Annotated in this window: 18 protein-coding genes and 1 pseudogene; 10 read left to right on the forward strand and 9 right to left on the reverse strand. The window is 70.4% G+C overall.

What is annotated here, in order from left to right; translation table 11 throughout:
- The first annotated feature begins 50 nt into the window (after nucleotides 1-50).
- Together N415_RS28820 and N415_RS28825 are read left to right on the forward strand one after the other, a co-directional pair.
- Nucleotides 51-3389, forward strand: coding sequence for a transglutaminase family protein (locus N415_RS28820; RefSeq protein WP_068189255.1), 3339 nt, complete (start codon nucleotides 51-53; stop codon nucleotides 3387-3389).
- Entirely contained in the window at nucleotides 3390-6020 is a 2631-nt protein-coding gene (locus N415_RS28825; protein WP_068189257.1) for a circularly permuted type 2 ATP-grasp protein, read from the forward strand. It begins immediately after the preceding gene.
- A 6-nt stretch (nucleotides 6021-6026) separates the two neighbouring features.
- Here the strand turns inward: N415_RS28825 and N415_RS28830 are convergent, their stop codons facing one another.
- Both N415_RS28830 and N415_RS28835 read right to left on the reverse strand, forming a co-directional pair.
- Nucleotides 6027-7082, reverse strand: coding sequence for a putative zinc-binding metallopeptidase (locus N415_RS28830; RefSeq protein ID WP_068113738.1), 1056 nt, complete (start codon nucleotides 7080-7082; stop codon nucleotides 6027-6029).
- On the reverse strand, nucleotides 7075-8058 hold the full coding sequence (locus N415_RS28835; RefSeq protein WP_081665591.1) for a transglutaminase family protein: 984 nt from the start codon (nucleotides 8056-8058) through the stop codon (nucleotides 7075-7077). Before N415_RS28835 ends, N415_RS28830 begins: the two co-directional genes overlap by 8 nt.
- A gap of 21 nt (nucleotides 8059-8079) precedes the next feature.
- Between N415_RS28835 and N415_RS28840 the strand changes: the two genes are divergently transcribed.
- Nucleotides 8080-8469: a hypothetical protein gene (locus tag N415_RS28840; protein ID WP_068113734.1), complete on the forward strand. Its 390-nt coding sequence runs from the start codon at nucleotides 8080-8082 to the stop codon at nucleotides 8467-8469.
- Here N415_RS28840 and N415_RS28845 read toward each other — a convergent pair.
- The 3 genes from N415_RS28845 to aspS are packed head-to-tail and all read right to left on the reverse strand — an operon-like array spanning nucleotide 8464 to nucleotide 11709.
- Nucleotides 8464-9495 carry an FUSC family protein gene (locus tag N415_RS28845; RefSeq protein WP_068189261.1) on the reverse strand — a complete coding sequence of 344 codons (1032 nt, stop codon included), beginning with the start codon at nucleotides 9493-9495 and terminating at the stop codon, nucleotides 8464-8466. The two genes, N415_RS28840 and N415_RS28845, sit on opposite strands and share 6 nt — an antisense overlap.
- Nucleotides 9496-9505: 10 nt before the next feature.
- Nucleotides 9506-9937, reverse strand: coding sequence for a nitroreductase family deazaflavin-dependent oxidoreductase (locus tag N415_RS28850; protein WP_068189262.1), 432 nt, complete (start codon nucleotides 9935-9937; stop codon nucleotides 9506-9508).
- Nucleotides 9934-11709, reverse strand: a complete 1776-nt coding sequence (gene aspS / locus N415_RS28855; protein WP_068189264.1) for an aspartate--tRNA ligase — start codon at nucleotides 11707-11709, stop codon at nucleotides 9934-9936. The genes N415_RS28850 and aspS overlap by 4 nt, the downstream gene beginning before the upstream one ends.
- 85 nt (nucleotides 11710-11794) lie before the next feature.
- Here aspS and N415_RS28860 point away from each other — a divergent pair, with 85 nt between their 5' ends.
- From N415_RS28860 to N415_RS28880, 5 genes are read left to right on the forward strand one after another with little or no spacing between them, the layout of a single operon-like run.
- Nucleotides 11795-12736, forward strand: a complete 942-nt coding sequence (locus tag N415_RS28860) for an alpha/beta hydrolase (protein WP_068189294.1) — start codon at nucleotides 11795-11797, stop codon at nucleotides 12734-12736.
- A gap of 13 nt (nucleotides 12737-12749) precedes the next feature.
- On the forward strand, nucleotides 12750-13637 hold the full coding sequence (locus N415_RS28865; RefSeq protein WP_193376521.1) for an oxidoreductase: 888 nt from the start codon (nucleotides 12750-12752) through the stop codon (nucleotides 13635-13637).
- Between the two features lie 9 nt (nucleotides 13638-13646).
- Nucleotides 13647-14150, forward strand: a complete 504-nt coding sequence (locus tag N415_RS28870) for an SRPBCC family protein (RefSeq protein ID WP_068189266.1) — start codon at nucleotides 13647-13649, stop codon at nucleotides 14148-14150.
- A 9-nt stretch (nucleotides 14151-14159) separates the two neighbouring features.
- Nucleotides 14160-15038 carry a neutral zinc metallopeptidase gene (locus tag N415_RS28875; protein WP_068189273.1) on the forward strand — a complete coding sequence of 293 codons (879 nt, stop codon included), beginning with the start codon at nucleotides 14160-14162 and terminating at the stop codon, nucleotides 15036-15038.
- A gap of 6 nt (nucleotides 15039-15044) precedes the next feature.
- A complete protein-coding gene (locus N415_RS28880; RefSeq protein WP_068189278.1) occupies nucleotides 15045-16658 on the forward strand; it encodes an MFS transporter in 1614 nt (537 codons plus the stop codon).
- Nucleotides 16659-16672: 14 nt separating this feature from the next.
- On the opposite strand, the gene N415_RS28885 is transcribed toward N415_RS28880, so the two are convergent.
- Entirely contained in the window at nucleotides 16673-17092 is a 420-nt protein-coding gene (locus N415_RS28885) for a hypothetical protein (protein ID WP_068128971.1), read from the reverse strand.
- A gap of 48 nt (nucleotides 17093-17140) precedes the next feature.
- On the opposite strand from N415_RS28885, the gene N415_RS28890 reads away from it, so the two are divergent.
- On the forward strand, nucleotides 17141-18706 hold the full coding sequence (locus N415_RS28890) for a metallophosphoesterase family protein (RefSeq protein WP_068189280.1): 1566 nt from the start codon (nucleotides 17141-17143) through the stop codon (nucleotides 18704-18706).
- A gap of 1 nt (nucleotide 18707) precedes the next feature.
- Here N415_RS28890 and N415_RS28895 read toward each other — a convergent pair whose 3' ends face one another.
- Entirely contained in the window at nucleotides 18708-19727 is a 1020-nt protein-coding gene (locus tag N415_RS28895; RefSeq protein ID WP_068189281.1) for an Rv2578c family radical SAM protein, read from the reverse strand.
- A 52-nt stretch (nucleotides 19728-19779) separates the two neighbouring features.
- Between N415_RS28895 and N415_RS28900 the strand changes: the two genes are divergently transcribed.
- Nucleotides 19780-20658, forward strand: coding sequence for a haloalkane dehalogenase (locus N415_RS28900; RefSeq protein WP_068189282.1), 879 nt, complete (start codon nucleotides 19780-19782; stop codon nucleotides 20656-20658).
- On the opposite strand, the gene N415_RS28905 is transcribed toward N415_RS28900, so the two are convergent.
- Entirely contained in the window at nucleotides 20655-20882 is a 228-nt protein-coding gene (locus N415_RS28905; RefSeq protein ID WP_068189288.1) for a hypothetical protein, read from the reverse strand. The genes N415_RS28900 and N415_RS28905 overlap by 4 nt on opposite strands.
- 92 nt (nucleotides 20883-20974) lie before the next feature.
- Nucleotides 20975-21827: pseudogene (locus N415_RS32425) on the reverse strand (PE family protein); the annotation flags it as partial.

Below are 21827 nucleotides of genomic sequence, written 5' to 3' on the forward strand. Positions count from 1 at the left end.
GCTGATTGCGCTGCGCTGCGACCTTGTGGCGCTTGTGATGCAATCAGCGGGTGAGCATCAAAGTTGCGCTGGAGCACCGCACCAGCTACACCTTTGACCGGCTGGTCCGGGTTTATCCGCACGTGGTGCGGCTGCGCCCGGCCCCCCACTCCCGCACCGCCATCGAGGCCTACTCGCTGCGCGTCGAGCCGGGCGACCACTTCATCAACTGGCAGCAGGACGCGGTCGGCAATTTCCTTGCGCGGCTGGTGTTTCCGAATCCCATGAGCCAGCTGATCATCACCGTGGGGCTCATCGCCGACCTCAAGGTGATCAACCCGTTCGACTTCTTCATCGAGGACTGGGCCGAGAAGTGGCCCTCGGGCGGCTGGACCTACCCCAAGGAGCTGGCCGACGACCTCAAGCCGTACCTGCGGCCCGTCGACGAGGAGGGTGAGGGGTCGGGCCCGGGCGGGCTCGTGCAGGCGTGGGTAAGCAACTTCCGGGTGCCCGAGGGCACCCGCACCATCGACTTCCTGGTCGCGCTCAACCGCGCCATCAACGCCGACGTCGCCTACAGCCTGCGGATGGAACCCGGTGTGCAGACACCGGATTTCACGCTGCGCAACGGCGTGGGCTCGTGCCGGGACTCGGCGTGGCTGCTGGTGTCGATCCTGCGCCAGCTCGGACTGGCCGCCCGGTTCGTGTCGGGCTACCTGGTGCAGCTGGCCTCGGACGTGGAGGCGCTCGACGGGCCGTCCGGGCCCGCGGCCGACTTCACCGACCTGCACGCGTGGACCGAGGTGTACATCCCCGGCGCGGGATGGATCGGGCTGGACCCGACGTCGGGGCTGTTCGCCGGCGAGGGCCACATCCCGCTCGCCGCCACGCCGCACCCCGCGAGCGCCGCGCCCATCACCGGCGGCACCGAGCCCTGCGAATCGGTCCTGGAGTTCTCCAATACCGTCACCCGCGTCCACGAAGATCCCCGCGTCACGCTCCCCTACACCGACCAGGCCTGGCGGACCATCTGCGACGTGGGGCGCGCCGTCGACGAGCGGCTGACCGCCGCCGACGTCCGGCTGACCGTCGGCGGTGAGCCGACGTTCGTCTCGGTGGACAACCAGGTCGACGAGGAGTGGACGACGGCCGCCGACGGCCCGCACAAGCGGCAGCGGGCGTCCGACCTGGCCGCGCGACTCAAGTCGGTGTGGGCGCCGCAGGGGCTGATCCAGCGCGGGCAGGGCCGGTGGTATCCGGGAGAACCGTTGCCGCGCTGGCAGATTGCGCTCTATTGGCGCACCGACGGGCGGCCGCTGTGGGCCGACGACACGCTGCTGGCCGATCCCTGGAGCGCCGCGCCGGCCCTCGTCGACGAGGACGCGGCCTACGAGGTGCTCGCCGCGATCGCCGACGGCTTCGGCCTGCCGCCCTCGCAGGTGCGGCCGGCCTACGAGGATCCGCTGGCCCGGCTGGCCGCCAAGGTGCGCAAGCCGCACGGCGAACCGGTGCCGGCGGGCGACGACCTCGGCCCCGACGCCACCCCCGACACCGCCGAGAACCGCGCCGCGCTGCTGGCACGCCTCGACGAATCCACCACGGCCCCAGCCGCTTTCGTGCTGCCGCTGCACCGCCGCGAAGACCAGCTCGGCTGGGCCAGCGCGAACTGGCGGCTGCGCCGCGGCCGCATCGTGCTGCTGGAGGGCGACTCCCCGGCCGGCCTGCGGCTCCCGTTGGACTCGATCAACTGGCGCCCGCCCCGCGTCACCTTCGAGGCGGATCCCCTCGCCGCCGCAACCGAACTGCCGGCGGAGCCCGAACAGGGCGACGCCGCAGTGACCGTGCCCGACGGGGCGCCGCCGACCGCGATGGTCGCCGAGGTCCGCCGCGGGCAGCTCTACATCTTCGTGCCGCCCACCGAGGCGCTCGAGCACTTCGTCGACCTCGTCGCGCGGGTCGAGGCCGCGGCGGCCAAGGCCGACTGCCCGGTGGTGATCGAGGGCTACGGCCCGCCGCCGGACCCGCGGCTGAAGTCCGTGACCATCACGCCGGACCCCGGCGTGATCGAGGTCAACGTGCCGCCCACCGCCAGCTTCGCCGAACAGACGCAGCTGCTGGAAACGCTGTACGAGCAGGCCCGCCTGGCCCGGCTGTCCACCGAGTCCTTCGACGTCGACGGCACGCACGGCGGCACCGGCGGCGGCAACCACATCACGCTGGGCGGCATCACGCCCGCGGACTCGCCGCTGCTGCGCCGCCCCGACCTGCTGGTCTCGCTGCTGACCTACTGGCAGCGGCACCCGTCGCTGTCCTACCTGTTCGCCGGGCGGTTCGTCGGCACCACGTCGCAGGCGCCCCGGGTCGACGAGGGCCGCACGGAGGCGCTGTACGAACTCGAGATCGCATTCGCCGAGATCGCGCGCCTCGCTTCGTCTTCCAAGGCCGCTGCCCCACAACCGTGGGTGACCGACCGCGCGCTGCGCCACCTGCTCACCGACATCACCGGCAACACGCACCGCGCCGAATTCTGCATCGACAAGCTCTACAGCCCCGACGGCCCCCGCGGCCGGCTCGGCCTGCTGGAGCTGCGCGGCTTCGAGATGCCGCCGCACCTGCGCATGGCGATGGTGCAGTCGCTGCTGGTGCGTTCGCTGGTGGCGTGGTTCTGGGACGAACCGCTGCGCGCCCCGCTGATCCGGCACGGCGCCAATCTGCACGGGCGATACCTGTTGCCGCACTTCCTGATTCACGACATCGCCGACGTCGCCGCCGACCTGCGCGCGCACGGCGTGCCCTTCGAGACCAGCTGGCTGGACCCGTTCACCGAGTTCCGCTTCCCGCGCATCGGCACCGCGGTCTTCGACGGTGTGGAGATCGAACTGCGCGGCGCGATCGAACCGTGGAACACCCTCGGCGAGGAGGCCACCGCCACCGGCACGGCCCGCTACGTCGACTCCTCGGTCGAACGGATCCAGGTGCGCGTCATCGGCGCTGACCGGCACCGCTACGTGGTGACGGCCAACGGCTACCCGGTGCCGCTGCTGGCCACCGACAACCCCGACATCCACGTGGGCGGCGTGCGGTTCAAGGCGTGGCAGCCGCCCAGCGCGCTGCACCCGACCATCAGCACCGACGTGCCGTTGCAGTTCGAGCTGGTCGACCTCACCACCGGGACGTCGCGCGGCGGCTGCACCTACCACGTCGCACACCCCGGGGGCCGCGCCTACGACGAGCCCCCGATCAACGCCGTCGAGGCCGAGTCGCGCCGTGCCCGACGCTTCGAGGCGACCGGCTTCACCGCGGGCAAGCTCGACCTGTCCGCGATCAAGGAGCGGCAGGCCAGGATTCTCACCGACATCGGCGCGCCGGGCATCCTCGACCTGCGGCGCGTGCGTACCGTTCAGCAGTAAATGTCGTCCCTCGAAGTCCCCCCCGCCCACTACGACGCCGACCGGCTGCTGGCCGGATACCGGACCGCGCGGGCCCAGGAAGCGCTCTTCGACCTGCGGCACGGCCCCCGGGCCGGCTACGACGAGTTCGTCGACCGCGACGGAAACGTGCGCCCGGCGTGGTCCGAGCTCGCCGACGCCGTCGCGGAGCGCGGCCGGGCCGGGCTGAACCGGCTGCGCTCGGTGGTGGACAACCTGATCGACAACGACGGAATCACCTACACCGAAGTCGATCCCGACCACGGCGGGGTGGAGCCCCGGCCCTGGAACCTGGACACCCTGCCGATCGTGCTCTCCGCGGCCGACTGGGACGTGCTGGAGGCCGGGCTGGTGCAGCGTTCCCGCCTGCTCGACGCCGTGCTCGCCGACCTGTACGGGCCGCGCGCCCTGCTCACCGAGGGCATCCTGCCGCCGCAACTGGTGTTCGGCCACCCCGGTTACGTGCGGCCCGCCAACGGCATCGAGGTGCCCGGGCACCACCAGCTGTTCATGCACGCCTGCGACGTCAGCCGGGTGCCGGACGGCAGCTTCCACGTCAACGCCGACTGGACGCAGGCGCCGTCGGGCGCGGGCTACGCGCTGGCCGACAGGCGCGTTGTGGCGCACTCGATTCCGGACCTCTACGAGCGGATCGCCCCGCGGGCGACGACGCCGTTCGCGCAGGCGCTGCGCCTCGCGCTCATCGACGCCGCCCCCGACGTCGCCCAGGACCCGGTCGTGGTGGTGCTGTCCCCCGGCATCTACTCGGAGACCGCGTTCGACCAGGCGTACCTGGCCACCCTGCTGGGCTTCCCGCTGGTGGAGAGCGCGGACCTGGTGGTGCGCGACGGCAAGCTGTGGATGCGCTCGCTGGGCACGCTGAAACGCGTCGACGTGGTCCTGCGCCGGGTCGACGCGGAGTACACCGACCCGCTGGACCTGCGCGCCGATTCCCGCCTCGGCGTCGTGGGGCTGGTAGAGGCGCAGCACCGCGGGACGGTGACCGTGGTCAACACGCTGGGCAGCGGCATCCTGGAAAGCCCTGGGCTGCTTCGGTTTCTGCCGCAGCTGGCCGAGCGGCTGATCGACGAGGAGCCGCTGCTGCAGACGGCGCCGGTCTATTGGGGCGGCGTGGCCGGCGAACGCTCGCACCTGCTGGCCAACCTGTCGTCGCTGCTGATCAAGTCCACCGTCGGCGGGAAAACCTATGTCGGGCCGACACTTTCGTCCGCACAGCTGGCCGACCTGGCCGCGCGCATCGAACACATGCCGTGGCACTGGGTGGGCCAGGAGCTGCCGCAGTTCTCGTCGGCACCCACCGACCACGCCGGCGTGTTGTCGTCGGCCGGCGTGGGCATGCGGCTGTTCACCGTGGCGCAGCGCGGCGGCTACGCGCCGATGATCGGCGGCGCCGGCTACGTGCTGGCCCCCGGCCCCTCGGCGTTCACGCTGAAAACCGTTGCGGCAAAGGATGTCTGGGTGCGTCCTACCGAGCGGGCGCGGGCCGAGACGGTGACCCTGCCGTCGCCGCCGGAACCCGCGAAGACGGCCGCGGGCACCTGGGGGGTCAGCTCGCCGCGCGTGCTGTCCGACCTGTTCTGGATGGGGCGATACGGCGAGCGCGCCGAGGAGATGGCCCGGTTGCTCATCGTGGCCCGCGACCGCTTCCACGTGTACCGGCACCAGCAGCACACCGAGGAAAGCGAGTGCGTGCCGGTGCTGATGGCCGCGCTGGGCCGGATCACCGGCAGCGACACCAGCGCGGGCTACGGCAGCACCGACGATCACGCGGAGATGATCGCCGTCACCCCCTCGATGCTGTGGTCGCTGACCCTGGACCCGAACCAGCCCGGGTCACTCGTGGGTTCGGTGGACGGGCTGGGGCTGGCCGCCCGGGCGGTGCGCGACCAGTTGTCCAACGACACGTGGACGGTGCTGGCCGGGGTGGAGCGCGCGCTGGCGCTGCGCTCCGAGCCGCCGGACTCACTCGCCGAGGCCGACGCGCTGCTCGCGTCCGCCCAGGCGCACACGCTGGCCGGGATGCTGACGCTGGCCGGGGTGGCGAGCGAGTCGATGGTGCGCGACGTGGGCTGGACGATGATGGACATCGGCAAGCGCATCGAACGCGGCCTGTGGCTGACCGCCCTGTTGCGGGCCACGCTGGCCACCGTCCGGTGCGCGGCGGCCGAGCAGACGATCATCGAGGCGACGCTGGTCGCGTGCGAATCGTCGGTCATCTACCGGCGCCGCACCGTCGGCAATGTCAGCGTCGCCGCGGTGGCCGAGCTGATGCTGTTCGACGCCACCAACCCCCGGTCGCTGCTGTATCAGCTGGAGCGGCTGCGGACCAACCTCAAGGACCTGCCCAGCTCGTCGGGGTCGTCGCGCCCCGAGCGGTTGGTGGACGAGATCAGCACGCTGCTGCGCCGCTCGCACCCCGAGGAGCTGGAGGAGATCACCGACGGAAGCCGCGCCCAGCTGGCCGAACTGCTCGACGCGATCCACGCCGAGCTGCGCAACCTGGCCGACGTCATCACCGAGACGCAACTGCGGTTGCCGGGCGGGTTCCAGCCGCTGTGGGGCCCCGACGAGCGACGGGTGATGCCGGCCTAGAGCTAGCTAGCCCGCCACCGCGGCGGGCCCCCGCGACTCCGAACTCACCTCGTCGATCGCGTCGTGGATGAACTGCATCTTGTCCAGGACGGCGACCGGCAACACGAACGGGTACAGGTCGTCGTGACCCATCGAGCGGTTCACCATGTTCAGCGACCATGACAGCGGCAGCCACAGCTCGATGATGTTGGGAAAGGCGCTGGGCCCCAGGTTCGGCCGGTCGAAGGTGGCCGACGCCGGCGCCAGCCCGCACCACGCCGACGTGTCCAACGTGTCCCGGATGTGCAGGTAGTGGGCGAACGTCTCGGCCCAGTCCTCGGCGGGGTGCATGGTCGCGTACGACGAGACGAAGCTCTCCTGCCAGCCCTCCGGCGCGCCGTCGCGGTAGTGCCGGTCGAGCGCCTCCTGGTAGTCCGCGTCGGGATCGCCGAACAGCTCGTTGAACCGCGCCAGGTTGTCCTGCGACGGGGTGATCAGCCGGTAGAAGTAGTAGTGCCCGACCTCGTGGCGGAAGTGCCCGAGCAGGGTCCGGTACGGCTCGTCCATCTCGACCCGCAGCTGCTCGCGGTGGACGTCGTCGCCCTCGGCCAGATCCAGTGTGATGACGCCGTTTTCGTGGCCGGTGAACACCTTCTCGTGCGCGCTCGACAGCAGGCGAAAGCCCAGCCCGTAGTCGGGGTCGCGGTCGCGTCCGACGATCGGCAGCTTGAGCTCGTGCAGCTCGGCGATCAGCCGCCGCTTGGCCGCCTCCGCGCGGGCGAACGCGGCAAGACCGTCGGCGTCGTTGTCGTTGGGCCGCTCCAGCGTGAGCGCACACGACGTGCACAACCCGCCGGCGTCATTGCGTGGAACAAGCCAATTGCATTCCGCCAGATGCAGATTCGCGCACAGCTGGTAGTCGTCGGCATCGACGGCGCCGGCGTGCTCGCTGTCGTCGCCCCGGGTGATCACCAGCAGGGCCATCTGCTCGAGGGAGAACCCGAGCGCGCTGCCGCACGACAGGCATTCGGAGTTCTCGAACGCCAGGCGCTGGCCGCAGTTGGGGCAATGAAAATCACGCATTGAACGCGTCACCTCCAAACGGCACGACGTCGACGGCGACGTCGATCACGCTGTGCTCGGAGTTGGTGTAGATGATGCCGCGCAGCGGCGGCACATCGGCGTAGTCGCGGCCGCGACCCACGATGATGTAGCGCTCGTCGACCAGCTGGTCGTTGGTGGGATCCAGGCCCAGCCACTCGAACAGGCCGGGCTCCTGCGGGGTCCACACCCCCGCCCAGGCGTGGGTCGCGTCGATGCCGATCATCCGATCCTTTCCCGGTGGCGGGTCCGTGGCCAGATAACCGGACACGTAGCTGGCCGCCAGACCGTTGGCTCGCAGGCAGGCGATCGCCAGCCTCGCAAAGTCCTGACATACCCCTTCCCGGGCCGCCAGAACCTCGTTGACCCCGGTGGAAATCGTCGTCGACCCCGAGCGGTAGGTGAAGTCGGTGAAGATCCGCGACGCCAGGTCGCGCATCACCTCGACCAGCGGGCGCCCCGGCTCGAAGCTGGGGGCGGCGTACTCGCGGACCGCGTCGGTGATCTCCGGAGGGTCCAGGTCCAGGGTGAACTCGGTCGCGAGCGCTCCCCGGCGCCCGGCCGGCCGGGCGGCCTCCCACGGTTGCACCGCCGGCCCGCTGGTGTAGCGCTCCGGCGGCGGCGGATACACGTCGACGATGGAGTCGCCGGTGATCGTCAGCGACTGGTGCGGCTCGGTGACGTGGAAGTACGCACTGATATTGCCGTAGCTGTCGCTGCTGGTGGAGCTGTCGGCGGGGGCCGGGTCGATGGTCAGCCGGTGCGCCACGCACCGCTGCCGCGCGGAGTCCCGCGGCGTGAGGAAGGCGCGGCCATAAGAGCTGGTCACGACGTCGGAATAGCGGTACTGGGTGCGGTGGGTGACCCGGTGCCGGCGGGCCTGATTTCCCTCCAAGGCTTCTGACACAACGCTGATCCCATCACACCCCGTTTGCCGATCGCGAGCCAAGCGCGCCATTTCGGGAGCACAATCGAAGACGTGGCCACGTGGAACGACGTCGCCCGCATCGTTGGTGAGCTGGCACTCACCTCCGAGCCGTCACCGCACGAGTGGCGGGTCGGCAAGAAGTTGCTGGCTTGGGAACGGCCACTGCGCCCGTCGGATCGCGAGGCGCTGGCCGACAGCGGCGTGGAACCCCCGGAGGGCGACATCCTCGGTGTCCGGGTTTCCGACGAGGGCGTCAAGTTTGCGTTGATCGCCGACGAACCCAGGGTCTACTTCACCACCCCGCACTTCGACGGCTACCCGGCGGTGCTGCTGCGGCTGGACGAGATCGCACCGCGCGACCTGGCCGAGGTGATCACCGAGGCGTGGCTGACGCAGGCGCCGAAGAAGCTGGTGCAGGAGTTTCTGGCCGACTCGCTATGAGCGCAGGTCGATGACCCGCTGCAGGTCGTCGACGCAGGCCTGGACGGCGTCGGCGAGCACCACCTGCGCCCTCTCCCGGGCACCCGAGTGCAGCTGCGACGCGTGATGGCGCGCGGCCGCGACGTACGCGCACGCGCCCGCCGGGTCGGAGTCGGCCAGCGCGGTCGCGGCCGCCAACACCACCAACACGCGGTGCACGGGCTGCGGAGGCGTCGCGCGGCACCCATCTGCTCCCGGGGCGACGGCGCGGGCGAGCTCCAGCACCGAGCCGGCGAGCAGGGCCACGTGCACGGCCTGGTGATCGGCCGCCCGCACGGCACCGCGCAGGCCCCAGCGCCGCGGCGCGACGCGCACCACCTGACGGGCGGTGGTGCGCGCCTCGATCAGCCCGCCGAGTTGCGCGTGCACCCGATCGACGGCCGACAGCGGCCAGTCGGGCGGGGCCTCCCTGCGCCCGGCGGCGAAGTCCGCGGCTCGGGTGAGGACGCCCTGCAGCGTGCTGAACACGCCGACGCGCGCGCTGCGCAGCACCTCCAACGGGTCGGCCGGGAACAGCAGGACCGCGACCACGATGGCCACGCAACCACCGATCAGCGAGTCGAAGATGCGCTCCCAACCCACCCCGCTGTGGTACAGCGCCAGCACCAGGATCGCCGACACAGCGGTCTGGTTGGCGAACATCATTCCCTGCCCGATGCGGCCGTGGCCGATGAACACCGCCGCGGACAGCGCCAGGAATGCGGCGACCCCGATGGCGACGGCGCCCGGCCCGAGCAGCCCCTGCACCGCGATGCCCACACCGATCCCGAGGGTCACGCCGACCATCATCTGGATGGCGCGCTGCGCCCGTAGCACGTTGCTGATCGACAGGGATACCGCGGCGGCGATCGGCGCGAAGAACGGCTGCGGGTGACCCAGCAGGTCGTGCGCGATGTACCAGGAGAAGCCCGCGGCGACCGCCGTCTGCACGAGGTTGAACCACAGCGCGCGCAACCGCTTGAGGCCCGCGCGCGCCGCTCGCTTCATGGCTCCCGAGCTAGGCCGGCTGCAACTCGAACAGCGGAATGACCCTGCTGGTCTTGGACTGGTACTCGGCGAAGCCGGGCGCCGCGGCCGCGACCTTTTCGAAGAGCGCGTCGCGCTCGGCCTTGGGCAGCTCGTGGGCGGTGACGTCGAACGCGTCCGTGCCGATCTCGACGTGCGCCGCCGGGTTGGCCCGCAGGTTGTGCACCCAGGCGGGGTCCTTGGGCGCGCCGGCGAACGACCCGATGATGATCAGCTTGCCGTCGATGCGGAAGTACGCCAGTGGCGACACCCGCGGTTGGCCGGACTTGGCGCCGGTCGTCGTCAACAGCAGCAGGTTGGCGCCCTCGAACTGGCCACCGACCTTGCCCTCGTTGGACCGGAATTCGTCGATGATGCTGGTGTTGAACGCGTTGATGGTCGCGGTGTCAGGCATTTCGCTCATGCCCGGTCAACCTTCTCCGGCTTGGCGTCTATTCCGGACTCCTTGCGCTGCTGCGCGGTGATGGGCGCCGGCGCGTTGGTCAGCGGGTCGACGCCGCCGCCGGTCTTGGGGAACGCAATCACCTCGCGGATCGAGTCGACCCCGGACAGCAGCGCGTTGATCCGGTCCCAGCCGAACGCGATGCCGCCGTGCGGCGGTGCGCCAAACATGAACGCCTCCAACAGGAATCCGAATTTCTCCTCGGCCTCGGCCTTGTCCAGGCCCATCACCGCGAACACCCGCTCCTGGATGTCGCGGCGGTGGATACGGATCGAGCCGCCGCCGATCTCGTTGCCGTTGCAGACGATGTCGTACGCGTCGGCCAGCACGCTGCCCGGATCGGTGTCGACCACGTCCTCGTACTCGGGCTTGGGCGAGGTGAACGCGTGGTGCACCGCGGTCCACGCCCCCGAGCCGACCGCCACGTCGCCGGCAGCGGTCGCCTCCTCGGCGGGCTCGAACAGCGGCGGGTCGACCACCCACACGAACGCCCACGCGTCGGGGTCGATGAGGCCCAGCCGCTTGGCGATTTCGCCGCGGGCCGCGCCCAGCAGCGCCCGCGACGACTTCGCCGGGCCCGCGGAGAAGAAGATGCAGTCCCCCGGCTTGGCCCCGACGTGGCCGGCAAGGCCGGCGCGTTCGGCGTCGGACAGGTTCTTGGCCACCGGGCCGCCAAGCTCCCCGTCGTCGCCGACGAGCACGTAGGCCAGCCCGCGGTGCCCGCGCTGCTTGGCCCACTCCTGCCAGCCATCCAGGGTGCGCCGCGGCTGGGAGGCCCCCCCGGGCATCACGACCGCGCCGACGTAGGGCGCCTGGAAGACGCGAAAAGTGGTGTCTTTGAAGAACTCCGCGCACTCGACGAGCTCCAGCCCGAACCGCATGTCGGGCTTGTCCGAGCCGAACCGCCGCATCGCGTCGGCATAGCTGATCCGCGGGATCGGCGTGGGGACCTGGTAGCCGATCAGCGCCCACAGCGCTGCCAGGATCTCCTCGGAGACCGCGATGATGTCCTCGGCGTCGACGAAGCTCATCTCCATGTCGAGCTGGGTGAACTCGGGCTGGCGGTCGGCGCGGAAATCCTCGTCGCGATAGCAGCGTGCGATCTGGTAGTAGCGCTCCATGCCGGCCACCATCAGCAGCTGCTTGAACAGCTGCGGGCTCTGCGGCAGCGCGTAGAACGAGCCCGGGTGCAGCCGCGCCGGCACCAGGAAGTCGCGCGCCCCCTCCGGCGTCGACCGGGTGATCGTGGGGGTCTCGATCTCGACGAAGTCGTGCCGCGCCAGCACCTCGCGCGCGGCCGCATTGACCTTGGAGCGCAGCCGCATTGCCGCGGCCGGGCCGTCGCGCCGCAGGTCGAGGTAGCGGTACTTCAGCCGCAGCTCCTCGCCGGCGGGCTCGTCCAGCTGGAAGGGCAGCGGTGCGCTCTCGCCCAGCACGGTCAGCGAGCTCGCGTTGACCTCGACCTCACCCGTCGCGATCTCCGGGTTGGCGTTGCCCTCGGGGCGGATCTCGACGACCCCGGTCACCGCGACGCAGAACTCGGCGCGCAAGTGGTGCGCCTGGGCCAGCACGTCTGGGGCGCGGAACACCACCTGCGCGACGCCGGACGCGTCCCGCAGGTCGATGAAGATGACGCCGCCGTGATCGCGGCGCCGGGCCACCCAGCCGGCCAATGTCACCTGCTGGCCCGCGTCGCTGCTCCTCAGCGCACCGGCGGCATGGCTGCGCAGCACGAATTACTCCCCTTTTGCCCGATTTGAACGACTGCCCAGTCTAGAGTGCAGGAGCGACGCCGCCGCGGACGGATCAGGAGTGCAGATGACCACTTATGCGTTCGACCCGGAAATCGCCGCCGTCGTTGCGCTGCTGCCCGATCTGCCGGGCGACGATCCGCTGGCCATCCGTGCGGCGCTGTCGGAGATGATCGCCCAGTTCCCGCCGCCCGATACCACCGGGGTGCAGATCGAGGACCGTCAAATCCCGGGCCGCGACGGCGATCCCGCGGTGCCGATCCGCATCTACCGGCCCGACCAGCGCAGCGCTCCGGCCGCGATCTACCACATCCACGGCGGCGGGTTCGTCGCCGGCGATCTGGACACCGAACACGCCTCCAACGTCGCGCTGGCCCGCGAACTCGGCGTGGTCGTAGTGTCGGTCGACTACCGCCTCGCCCCGGAAACCCCGTTCCCCGGCGGGCTGGAAGACGTCTACGCCGGGCTGGTCTGGACGGCGGCGAACGCGGACGAATTGGGCGTCGACCCGCAGCGCATCGCGATTCAGGGCACCAGCGCCGGGGGCGGGCTGGGCGCCGCGCTGGCGCTGTTGGCCCGCGACCGCGGCGGACCGCACATCGCCTTCCAGTTCCTTTCCGTGCCCGAACTCGACGACCGGCTGGCCACCGCCAGCATGATCGCGTTCACCGACACGCCTTTTTGGAGTCGCCCGCGGGCGATCGTCAGCTGGGACTGCTACCTGGGACCTGGCCGGGCCGGCGGCGACGACGTATCGATCTACGCCGCGCCGGCCCGCGCCACCGACCTGGCCGGCCTGCCGCCCGCGTACGTGTCGGTCATGCACTTCGATCCGCTGCGCGACGAGGGCGTCGCCTACGCGCTGGCCATGCTCGCCGCGGGCGTGAGCGTCGAATTGCATTTGTTCCCCGGCACTTTCCACGGCTCGATGCTGATCCAAGACGCGGCGATCTCGAAGCGCGAGCAGGCCGAAACCGTCGCGGTGCTGCGCCACGCGCTCGCGCTCTAGTAATTTCGGAGCTATCGCCACCAACATCGCACTCGTCGGTCCCGGCGCCGTCGGCACGACGGTCGCCGCCCTGCTGTACAAGGCCGGGCATTCTGTGCTGGTGTGCGGCCGCACGCCCCGGGACGCCATCGAGCTGCGGCCCGACGGCGGCGAACCGATCGTGGTGCCCGGCCCGGTGCGCACCGACCCCGAGACGGTTGACGGCACCGTCGACGTGGTGATCCTGGCGGTCAAGGCCACCCAGAACGACGAGGCCGCCGGCTGGCTCGGCCGGCTGTGCGACGAACACACGATCGTCGTGGTGCTGCAGAACGGTGTCGAGCAGGTCGAGCAGGTGCAGCCGCACTGCCCGTCGTCGCCGGTGGTGCCGGGGATCGTCTGGTACGGCGCCGAGACCCAGCCCGAGGGATGGGTGCGGTTGCGCACCGAACCGCGGCTGGTGCTGCCGTCGGGCCCCTCCGCGGAGACGGTGGCCGAGCTGCTGCGCGGCGCCGGCTGCCAGGTGGACTGCGACCCCGACTTCATCACCGCGGCCTGGCGCAAGCTGCTGGTCAACGCGCTGGCCGGGTTGATGGTGCTGACCGGGCGGCGATCCGGGATGTTCCACCGCGACGACATCGCCGCGCTGTCGCGCCGCTACGTGGCCGAATGCCTGGCCGTCGCGCGCGCCGAGGGCGCCCGGCTGCCCGACGACGTGGTCGACGAGCTGGTCGATATGTTCCGCCAGGCGCCGGAGGACATGGGCACCTCGATGCTGGCCGACCGGGAGAACCACCGGCGCCTCGAGTGGGACATCCGCAACGGCGTGATCGTCCGCAAGGCCCGCGGCCACAACCTTCCGACACCGATCAGCGACATCCTGGTGCCGCTGCTGGCAGCGGCGAGCGACGGGCCGGGTTAGATTCAAGCCATGTTCCCTTGCGAGCGTGTCGACCTGGGCTTCGTCGAGACCGCGCCGTTTCGGTTCCGCAACAGCGTCGACCTCGCCGTCACGCCCGAGCAGCTGTTCGAGGTGCTCGGCGATGCCGAGTCCTGGCCGCGCTGGGCGCCGGTGATCACGAAGGTGACCTGGACCAGTCCCGAGCCGCGCGGCGTCGGCACCACCCGCGTCGTCGAGATGCGCGGCGGGATCGTCGGCAACGAAGAGTTTCTGGCGTGGGAACCCTTCACGCACATGGCATTCCGGTTCAACGAATGCTCGTCGAAGGCCGTCGCGGCGTTCGCCGAGGACTACCGGGTCGAGGTCATCCCCGGTGGCTGCCGGCTGACCTGGACCATGGCGCAAAAACCGGCCGGCCCGTCGCGGTTGGCCATGCCGTTGGTCGGACCGCTGCTCAACCTGGGGCTCCGCCGGTTCCTGCGCAACCTGCGCAGCTACACCGACGCCCGGTTCCCCGTCACCCGGCAACCTTAGGAGCGTGCGATGACCTTCAACGAGGGCATGCAGATCGACACCAGCACCGCGTCGTCGTCCGGCGGCGGCGGGATGGGGATGGCCGTCGGCGGCGGCGGGCTCGGCCTGCTGATCCTGCTCGGGGCGCTGTTTTTCGGCATCGACCCGGGCCGCATCATGCCCCAGCAGCAGACCAACAACGGCGGCTATTCGGCGCCCGGTTTCGACCTGAGCCAGTGCAAGACCGGCGCCGACGCCAACAAGTACGTGCAGTGCCGCGTGGTCGCCACCGGCAACTCCGTGGACGCGGTGTGGCATCAGCTGATGCGCAACTACACCCGCCCGCACGTGCGCCTGTTCACCGGGTCCGTGGACACCGGCTGCGGCCCGGCCACCACCGCGGTCGGGCCGTTCTACTGCCCAGTGGACCAGACGGCGTACTTCGACACCGACTTCTTCCAGGAACTGGTCGACAAATTCGGTTCCAGCGGTGGGCCATTCGCGCAGGAGTACGTCGTCGCGCACGAATACGGCCACCACGTGCAGCAGCTGCAGGGGGTGCTGGGCCGCTCCCAGCAGGGCGCGCAGGGCGCCGGGGGCAACGGGGTGCGCACCGAGCTGCAGGCCGACTGCTACGCCGGCATCTGGGCCCACTACGCGTCGACGGTCAAGCAGGAGAGCACCGGCGTGCCGTACCTGGAGCCGTTGAGCGACAAGGATATTCAGGACGCGCTCTCGGCGGCGGCGTCGGTGGGCGACGACCGCATCCAAAAGCAGGCGACCGGACGCGTCAACCCCGAGTCGTGGACGCACGGGTCGTCGGCGGAACGGCAGAAGTGGTTCACCATCGGCTACCAGACCGGTGACCCCAACCAGTGCAACACCTTCGCTGCGACCAATCTGGGTTGAGCGCTGATGGCGGTCTTGCATGGGGAGCGTGTCGACGACGGGCAGTCGTCGCCGTTCGCACCGTTGCGCAACCGCATCTTCCGCAACCTGTTCGTCGCGCAGTTCGTCTCCAACATCGGGACGTGGATGCAAAGCGTGGCGGCACAATGGTTCCTGATTGAGGCCCACAGCAGCGCCACCATCGTGGCGCTGGTCCAGACGGCCAGCCTCGGGCCGACGCTGCTGCTGGGAATGTTCGCCGGCGTGCTGGCCGACCTGTTCGACCGGCGGCGCCTGCTTGTCGTCCTGCAGTCTTATGCGGTGGTGGTGGCGCTGGCCCTGGCGGCGCTGACCTACCTCGGTAAGCTCACCCCGGCCGCGCTGTTGCTGTTCACCATGGCGATCGGCCTTGCTACGGCGCTGACCGCGCCGGCCTGGCAGGCGATTCAGCCCGAAGTCGTTCCGCGCGAGCAGATCCCGTCCGCAGCGAGTTTGTCGAGCGTCTCGGCAAGCGTCGGCCGGGTGATCGGGCCGGCGATCGGCGGTGTCGTGGTCGCAATCGCCGGTCCGGCAGCGGTGTTCGCAATCAACGCCGTGTCGTTCACCGGGATCATCTTCGTCTTGGCCGGGTGGCAACGGCCCAAGCAACTCGCGCCGCTCGAACGAGAACAGTTCGGCCAGGCCATGGTGAGCGGATGGCTCTACGTCGTCAACAGCCCGATTTTCCGCAGGATCTTGTTGCGCACAGCGCTTTTCGTGTTTCCCGCCTCGGCCCTGCTCGCCCTGTTGCCGGTGGCCGCCGCCCGCAGCTGGCACCTGGGAGCCAGCGGTTACGGTCTGACGTTGGGGGCCATCGGTTGTGGCGCGGCGCTTGCCCTGCTGGTCCCGGCCCCGTTACGCGAGAAGGTGCCACCCAACGCGTTGTTGGCGGCGTGCGCGGCCGCGTACGGAATCGGGGCGCTCGCGGTGGCCCGGCTGTCGTTCGCCGCGGCGGCGCCCTTCCTGGTGTTGTCGGGGACGGCGTGGCTGCTGACGTTGACGACGTTGAACGCGGCGGCCCAGCTGCATCTGCCGCGCTGGGTCCGGGCCCGCGGGCTGGCGATGTACCTGCTGGTCTTCACGGGCTGCCAGGCGATCGGCGCCTACCTCTGGGGTCTCCTTGCCACGCGCGACGGGCTCAAGGTCGCGCTGACCTGGTCGGCGGGGCTGCTGGCCGCCGCCGCCCTCAGCGTCACCTTCCTCGGGTTGCTGCCGGCCACCGGGAAGCTGAGCCGCAACATCTCCAACTGCTGGGCGGCGCCCATGCTCATGCTCGAACCGCGCCCCAACGACGGGCCCGTGCTGGTGACCGTGCGATACCGGGTGCCGACGGAGAACCTCCAAGAGTTCGTCGAGGCGATGGCCGCGGTCAGGCGGTCACGCCTGCGCACGGGCGGCCACAGCTGGCGGCTCTATCGAAGCCTGGAAGAACCCGACCTCGTCCTGGAGCGGTTCACCGTGCCGTCCTGGACCGAGTTCGAGCGCCAGCACACCGAGCGCTGGCTGGAGTCAGACCACGACGGCGCGGCCAAGGCGGCGAGCTACACCGTCGAGGACTCGAAACGACACGAGTACTTCCTCGCCGTGCGCGTGCACAAGTGAGCGGCGCCGGTCGACTAGCCGGGTCGGCAGGTGACGGTGGTGGTGGCGTCCGCGTGCGCGACCACCTGACCGTCCACGGCGATCTCGCAGTGGAACTGGGCGGGGCCGTTGCCCGAATCCGGCCAGTGCAGCATGCCGCTGGCGGTGATGGTCGCGAACTGGTTCGGGTTCGCCAGCGTGGCGGTGTAGGTGACCGGCGCTCCCCCGCTCAGCGGCGCCTGCACGCTCGTCGTGAACTTCGACGGGTCCGCGTTGTAGGCCGCCTGGCTGGGCGGATCGGAACTCACGTAGCTGACCGTGGCGGTCAGGTTGTTGGGGCTCGTGACGGTGTAGGTCACCTGATGGCCGTCCGCGTGTGAGATCGCGGGCGTGAAAGCCAGTCCTGCGGCCGCTGCGAGAGCGGCCGCGCTGATCACTTTTCGCACGTTCCTCATATCGAAAACGCTACCGGATTTGTTACTTGCGTCAGGTATGAAGCAGGCATGACCGACGTTCCGGGGATCAGTCGCCGCAGGCTGTTGACCACGAGCGCGGTCTCGGCCGCCCTGGGGGCCGGCATCGGGGGCGGGGCGGTGCTGCTGTGGTCGCAGGCGCGCGGTCCGGCCGTCTGGTTTCAACCGGACCGCCGCGGCGCACCCCCGGTGACCGGCCTGCATCTGCAATTCGGCGCGAACGCAGCCACCGAGGTGGTGGTGTCATGGCACACCACCGAGGCCGTCCGCAATCCCCGCGTCATGCTGGGTACCCCGGCCGCCGGGTTCGGGCGCACCGTGGCCGCGGAAACCCGGACCTACCGAGACGCGAAGTCCGGCAACGAGGTCCGCGTCAACCATGCGCGCCTGACGGGCCTGATCCCCGACACCGACTACGTGTACGCGGCGGTGCACGACGGCGCCGAGCCGGGCGGCGGCACGGTGCGGACCGCCCCTTCGGGGCGAAAACCGCTGCGCTTCACCAGCTTCGGGGACCAGTCCACCCCGACGCTGGCCCGGCTGCCCGACGGCAAGTACGCCACCGACAACATCGGGTCGCCCGCGGCCGCGGACACCACCCTGGCCGTCGAGCGCCTCGGTCCGCTGTTCAACCTCGTCAACGGCGACCTGTGCTACGCGAACCTGGCGCAGGACCGCATCCGGACGTGGTCGAACTGGTTCGAGAACAACACCCGCTCGGCGCGGTTCCGGCCGTGGATGCCGGCCGCGGGCAACCACGAGAACGAACTGGGCAACGGGCCAATCGGTTACGCCGCCTACCAGACCTACTTCGCGTTGCCGGACTCGGGGTCGAGCCCCGAAGCCCGCGGCCTGTGGTACTCGTTCACCGCCGGGTCGGTGCGGGTGATCAGCCTCAACAACGACGACGTGGCCTTCCAGGACGGCGGCAACTTCTACGTGCACGGCTATTCCGGCGGGGAGCAAAAGCGTTGGCTGGCAAGCGAACTCGCCGCGGCGCGGCGCGACCCCGACGTGGACTGGGTGGTGGTGTGCATGCATCAGACGGCGATCTCGACCGCCGACCGGACCAACGGCGCCGACCTCGGCATCCGCGAGGAATGGCTGCCGCTGTTCGACCAGTATCAGGTCGATCTGGTGGTGTGCGGGCACGAGCACCACTACGAGCGGTCGCATCCGTTGCGCGGTGCGCTGGGCACCGAAACCCGCACACCGATACCCGTCGATACCGGCGGCGACGTCATCGACTCGACCCGGGGCACGGTGCACCTGGTCATCGGCGGCGGGGGCACGTCCGCGCCGTCCAACGGGATGTTCTTCCCCCAGCCTCGGTGCCGCGTGATTACCGGCGTCGGGGCTTTCGACCCCGAGATCGGCCGCAAGGCGCCGATCTACGTGTTGGAAGACGCGCCGTGGTCGGCGTTTCGCGACCGCGAAAACCCTTACGGCTTCGCGTGTTTCGACGTCGACCCGGGCCAGCCCGGGGGCAACACCTCGATCAAGGCGACGCACTATTCGGTGAGCGGGCCGTTCGGCGCGGTTTCCGTGGTGGACCAGTTCACGCTCACCAAGCCCCGCGGCGATCGGCCCGCCTAGCTCAAAACAGCGTCGGCTGCGGCGGCGCGGGCGTGGCGGCGGTCGGCGGGACCGGGCGGGGATCGCCGCCGAGGCGGTACTTGGCGATCAGCGGCGCGGCCCGTTCGCGCAGCATGTCGCGGTAGCTCGGCGGCAAATAGGCGCCGCGGCGGTAGAGCTCGCGGTAGCGTCCGACCAGCTCCGGGTGCGAGCGGGCCAGCCAGGACATGAACCAGCCGCGCGTCGAACCGCGCAGGTGCAGGCCGAAAACCGTGACGCCGGTGGCGCCGGCCGCGGCGATCTGGCCGAGCAGCCCGTCGAGGTGCTCGGTGGAATCCGTCAGGTGCGGCAGCACCGGCGCGACCATGACGTGGCAGCCCAGGCCGGCGTCCCGGATGGCGGTGATGAGGCCCAGGCGTGCCTGCGGAGTCGGCGTTCCCGGCTCGACGTCGCGGTGCAGCTCCGGATCTGCCACGGCCAGCGACACGGACACCGACAACGGAACCTGTTGTGCCGCATCGCTTATCAGGGGCAGGTCACGCCTGAGCAGGGTACCCTTGGTGAGGATCGACAGCGGCGTGCCGGATCCGGCGAGCGCGCCGATGATGCCCGGCATCAGCGCGTAGCGCCCCTCGGCGCGCTGGTAGGGATCGGTGTTGGTGCCCAGCGCGACCGTCTCGCGACGCCACGACGGCCGGCGCAACTCGCGGTTCAAGACCTCGGCGACGTTGGTCTTGACCACCACCTGGGTGTCGAAGTCGGCGCCACAGTCGAAGTCGAGGTACTCGTGGGTGGGGCGCGCGAAGCAGTAGCGGCAGGCGTGCGAGCACCCGCGGTAGCCGTTGACGGTGTAGCGGAACGGCAGCGCCGACGCATTGGGCACCTTGTTGAGCGCCGACTTGCACAGCACCTCGTGGAAGGTGATGCCCTCGAATTGCGGGGCGCGGACGCTGCGGACGAGGCCGATCCTGCTTAAGCCCGGGAGGGCCCCGTCGTCGACGGGGTTGCCGTTGACCGCGACGGCCTGGGTGGACCAGCGCATGCCCCCTATTCGAACTTTTGTTCGATCGATTGTCAAGTGACAGGATGTCCCCATGGAGCTGCGATACCGCGAGATCGCCGGCAAGCGAATGGCCTACATCGACGAGGGCGAGGGCGACGCGATCGTCTTCCAGCACGGCAACCCGACGTCGTCGTACCTGTGGCGCAACGTCATGCCGCATCTGCAGGGGCTGGGCCGGCTGGTGGCTTGCGACCTGATCGGCATGGGCGCGTCGGAGAAGCTGAGCCCGTCGGGTCCGGACCGCTACCACTATGCCGAGCAGCGCGACTTCTTGTTCGGGCTCTGGGACGCGCTCGAACTCGGCGACCGCGTGGTGCTGGTGCTGCACGACTGGGGCTCGGCGCTGGGGTTCGACTGGGCCAACCAGCACCGCGACCGCGTGCAGGGCATCGCGTTCATGGAGGCCATCGTCACCCCGATGACATGGGCCGATTGGCATCCCAACATACGCGGTGTCTTCCAGGGGTTCCGGTCGCCGGACGGCGAGCGGATGGTGTTGGAGCAGAACATGTTTGTCGAAGCGGTGCTGCCCGGCGCCATCCTTCGCAAACTCTCCGACGAGGAGATGAACGCCTACCGGCGCCCGTTCCTCAACGCCGGCGAGGACCGGCGACCCACCCTGTCGTGGCCACGCAATATACCCATCGACGGCGAGCCGGCCGAGGTCGTCGCCGTCGTCGACGAATACCGGAGCTGGCTGGAAAAAGGCGTCGAAAATGGCGGGGTGCCAAAGCTATTCGTCAACGCCGAGCCGGGCGCCATCCTCAACGGCCGCATCCGCGATTACGTCCGGACCTGGGCCAGCCTCAGCGAGGTCACGGTTCCCGGCGTGCATTTCATCCAGGAAGACAGCCCGGACGAGATCGGTTTGGCGGTGGCGGAGTTCGTCAGGCGGCTACGGTCCGGCTAGTCCTTCATGCCTCGCTCGTGTCGGATGAACACGGCGGCGCCCCCCAGCATGAGCGCCAGCGTGAAGCCGGCGAGGTCGGTGCTGGTGGGTTGGTGGGTGCTCATGTCGAACGCGGTCAGCGCGAAGGTGATCAGCAGCGTCAGCAGGAAGATCAGGCCGGTGTGGCGGGCCGGCGCAAAGCCGAGGAGCAGAAGCCCGACGCCCGCGACGAGCAGCGAGACCATTCAGGCCCTCCTCATCTGAGACACCGGACCGCCAGGCTACGCCATTCTGCGACGGGGCGTAATCAAATACACCGGTGGCCGAGTCAGGCCTGCTAGGGGGCGCCGCCGCCCCCGCCCGCACCGCCGATGGACACATCCGGGGAGTTGCCATTGGCGACGGCGGCACCGCCACCGCCACCGCCACCGATGCCGGCTGTGCCGCCGGGGCCGCCAGTGGCGGTGGCATTGCCGGCGCCGGCGATCTGGCCTGGCTTACCGTCGGCGCCGGCGCCGCCGATCGTTTGGCCGCTGCCGCCCGGGCCGCCCTGGCCACCGGCGTAGCCGTCCGCGCTGCCGCCTTGGCCGCCGCCCGCGCCGGGGCTGCCAGGGACGGCGGCACCGCCACCCCCACCTCCGCCGGCGCTGTACTCGCCGGAGGTGCTGTCGACAAAACCACCGTGACCGCCGCTACCGGCGTTGCTAAAGCTGCCGGCGGCGAAGGCGCCGTCGGAGCCGGTGCCGCCGCTGACGACTGCGCTGCCGATCCCGGAGGCGCCACCGCCGCCACCACCGCCGCCGGGCCCACCGGCGAGGGATTGGGCGCCGCCGCCGCCGAAACCGCCGCCCCCGGTACCGACTTGGTTGCCGGATTGCACGGTGGCCGTTCCTCCGTTGCCGCCGTTGCCGCCTTTGCCGGCCGTGCCGCCGGCGGTGCTGAGGCCGCCCGCACCGCCGCCACCGCCCCCGCCGCCCGCAGCGGAGACGGCCGCGGCGCTGATGAAGGGGGCGACGTGGGCGTTGCCGCCGTTGCCGCCGTCGCCGCCGTTGCCGGCGGTAACACCGTTGCCGCCGGTGCCGCCGTTGCCGCCTAGGCCGCCGGTGAATGAGGCGTTTCCGGTGCCAGTGAAGTTGCTGTCGCCGCCGTTGCCGCCGCGGCCGCCTTGGCCGCCGACGCCGCCGACGCTG

This window comes from Mycobacterium sp. UM_CSW (assembly GCF_000455205.1).
Lineage (GTDB): Bacteria > Actinomycetota > Actinomycetes > Mycobacteriales > Mycobacteriaceae > Mycobacterium.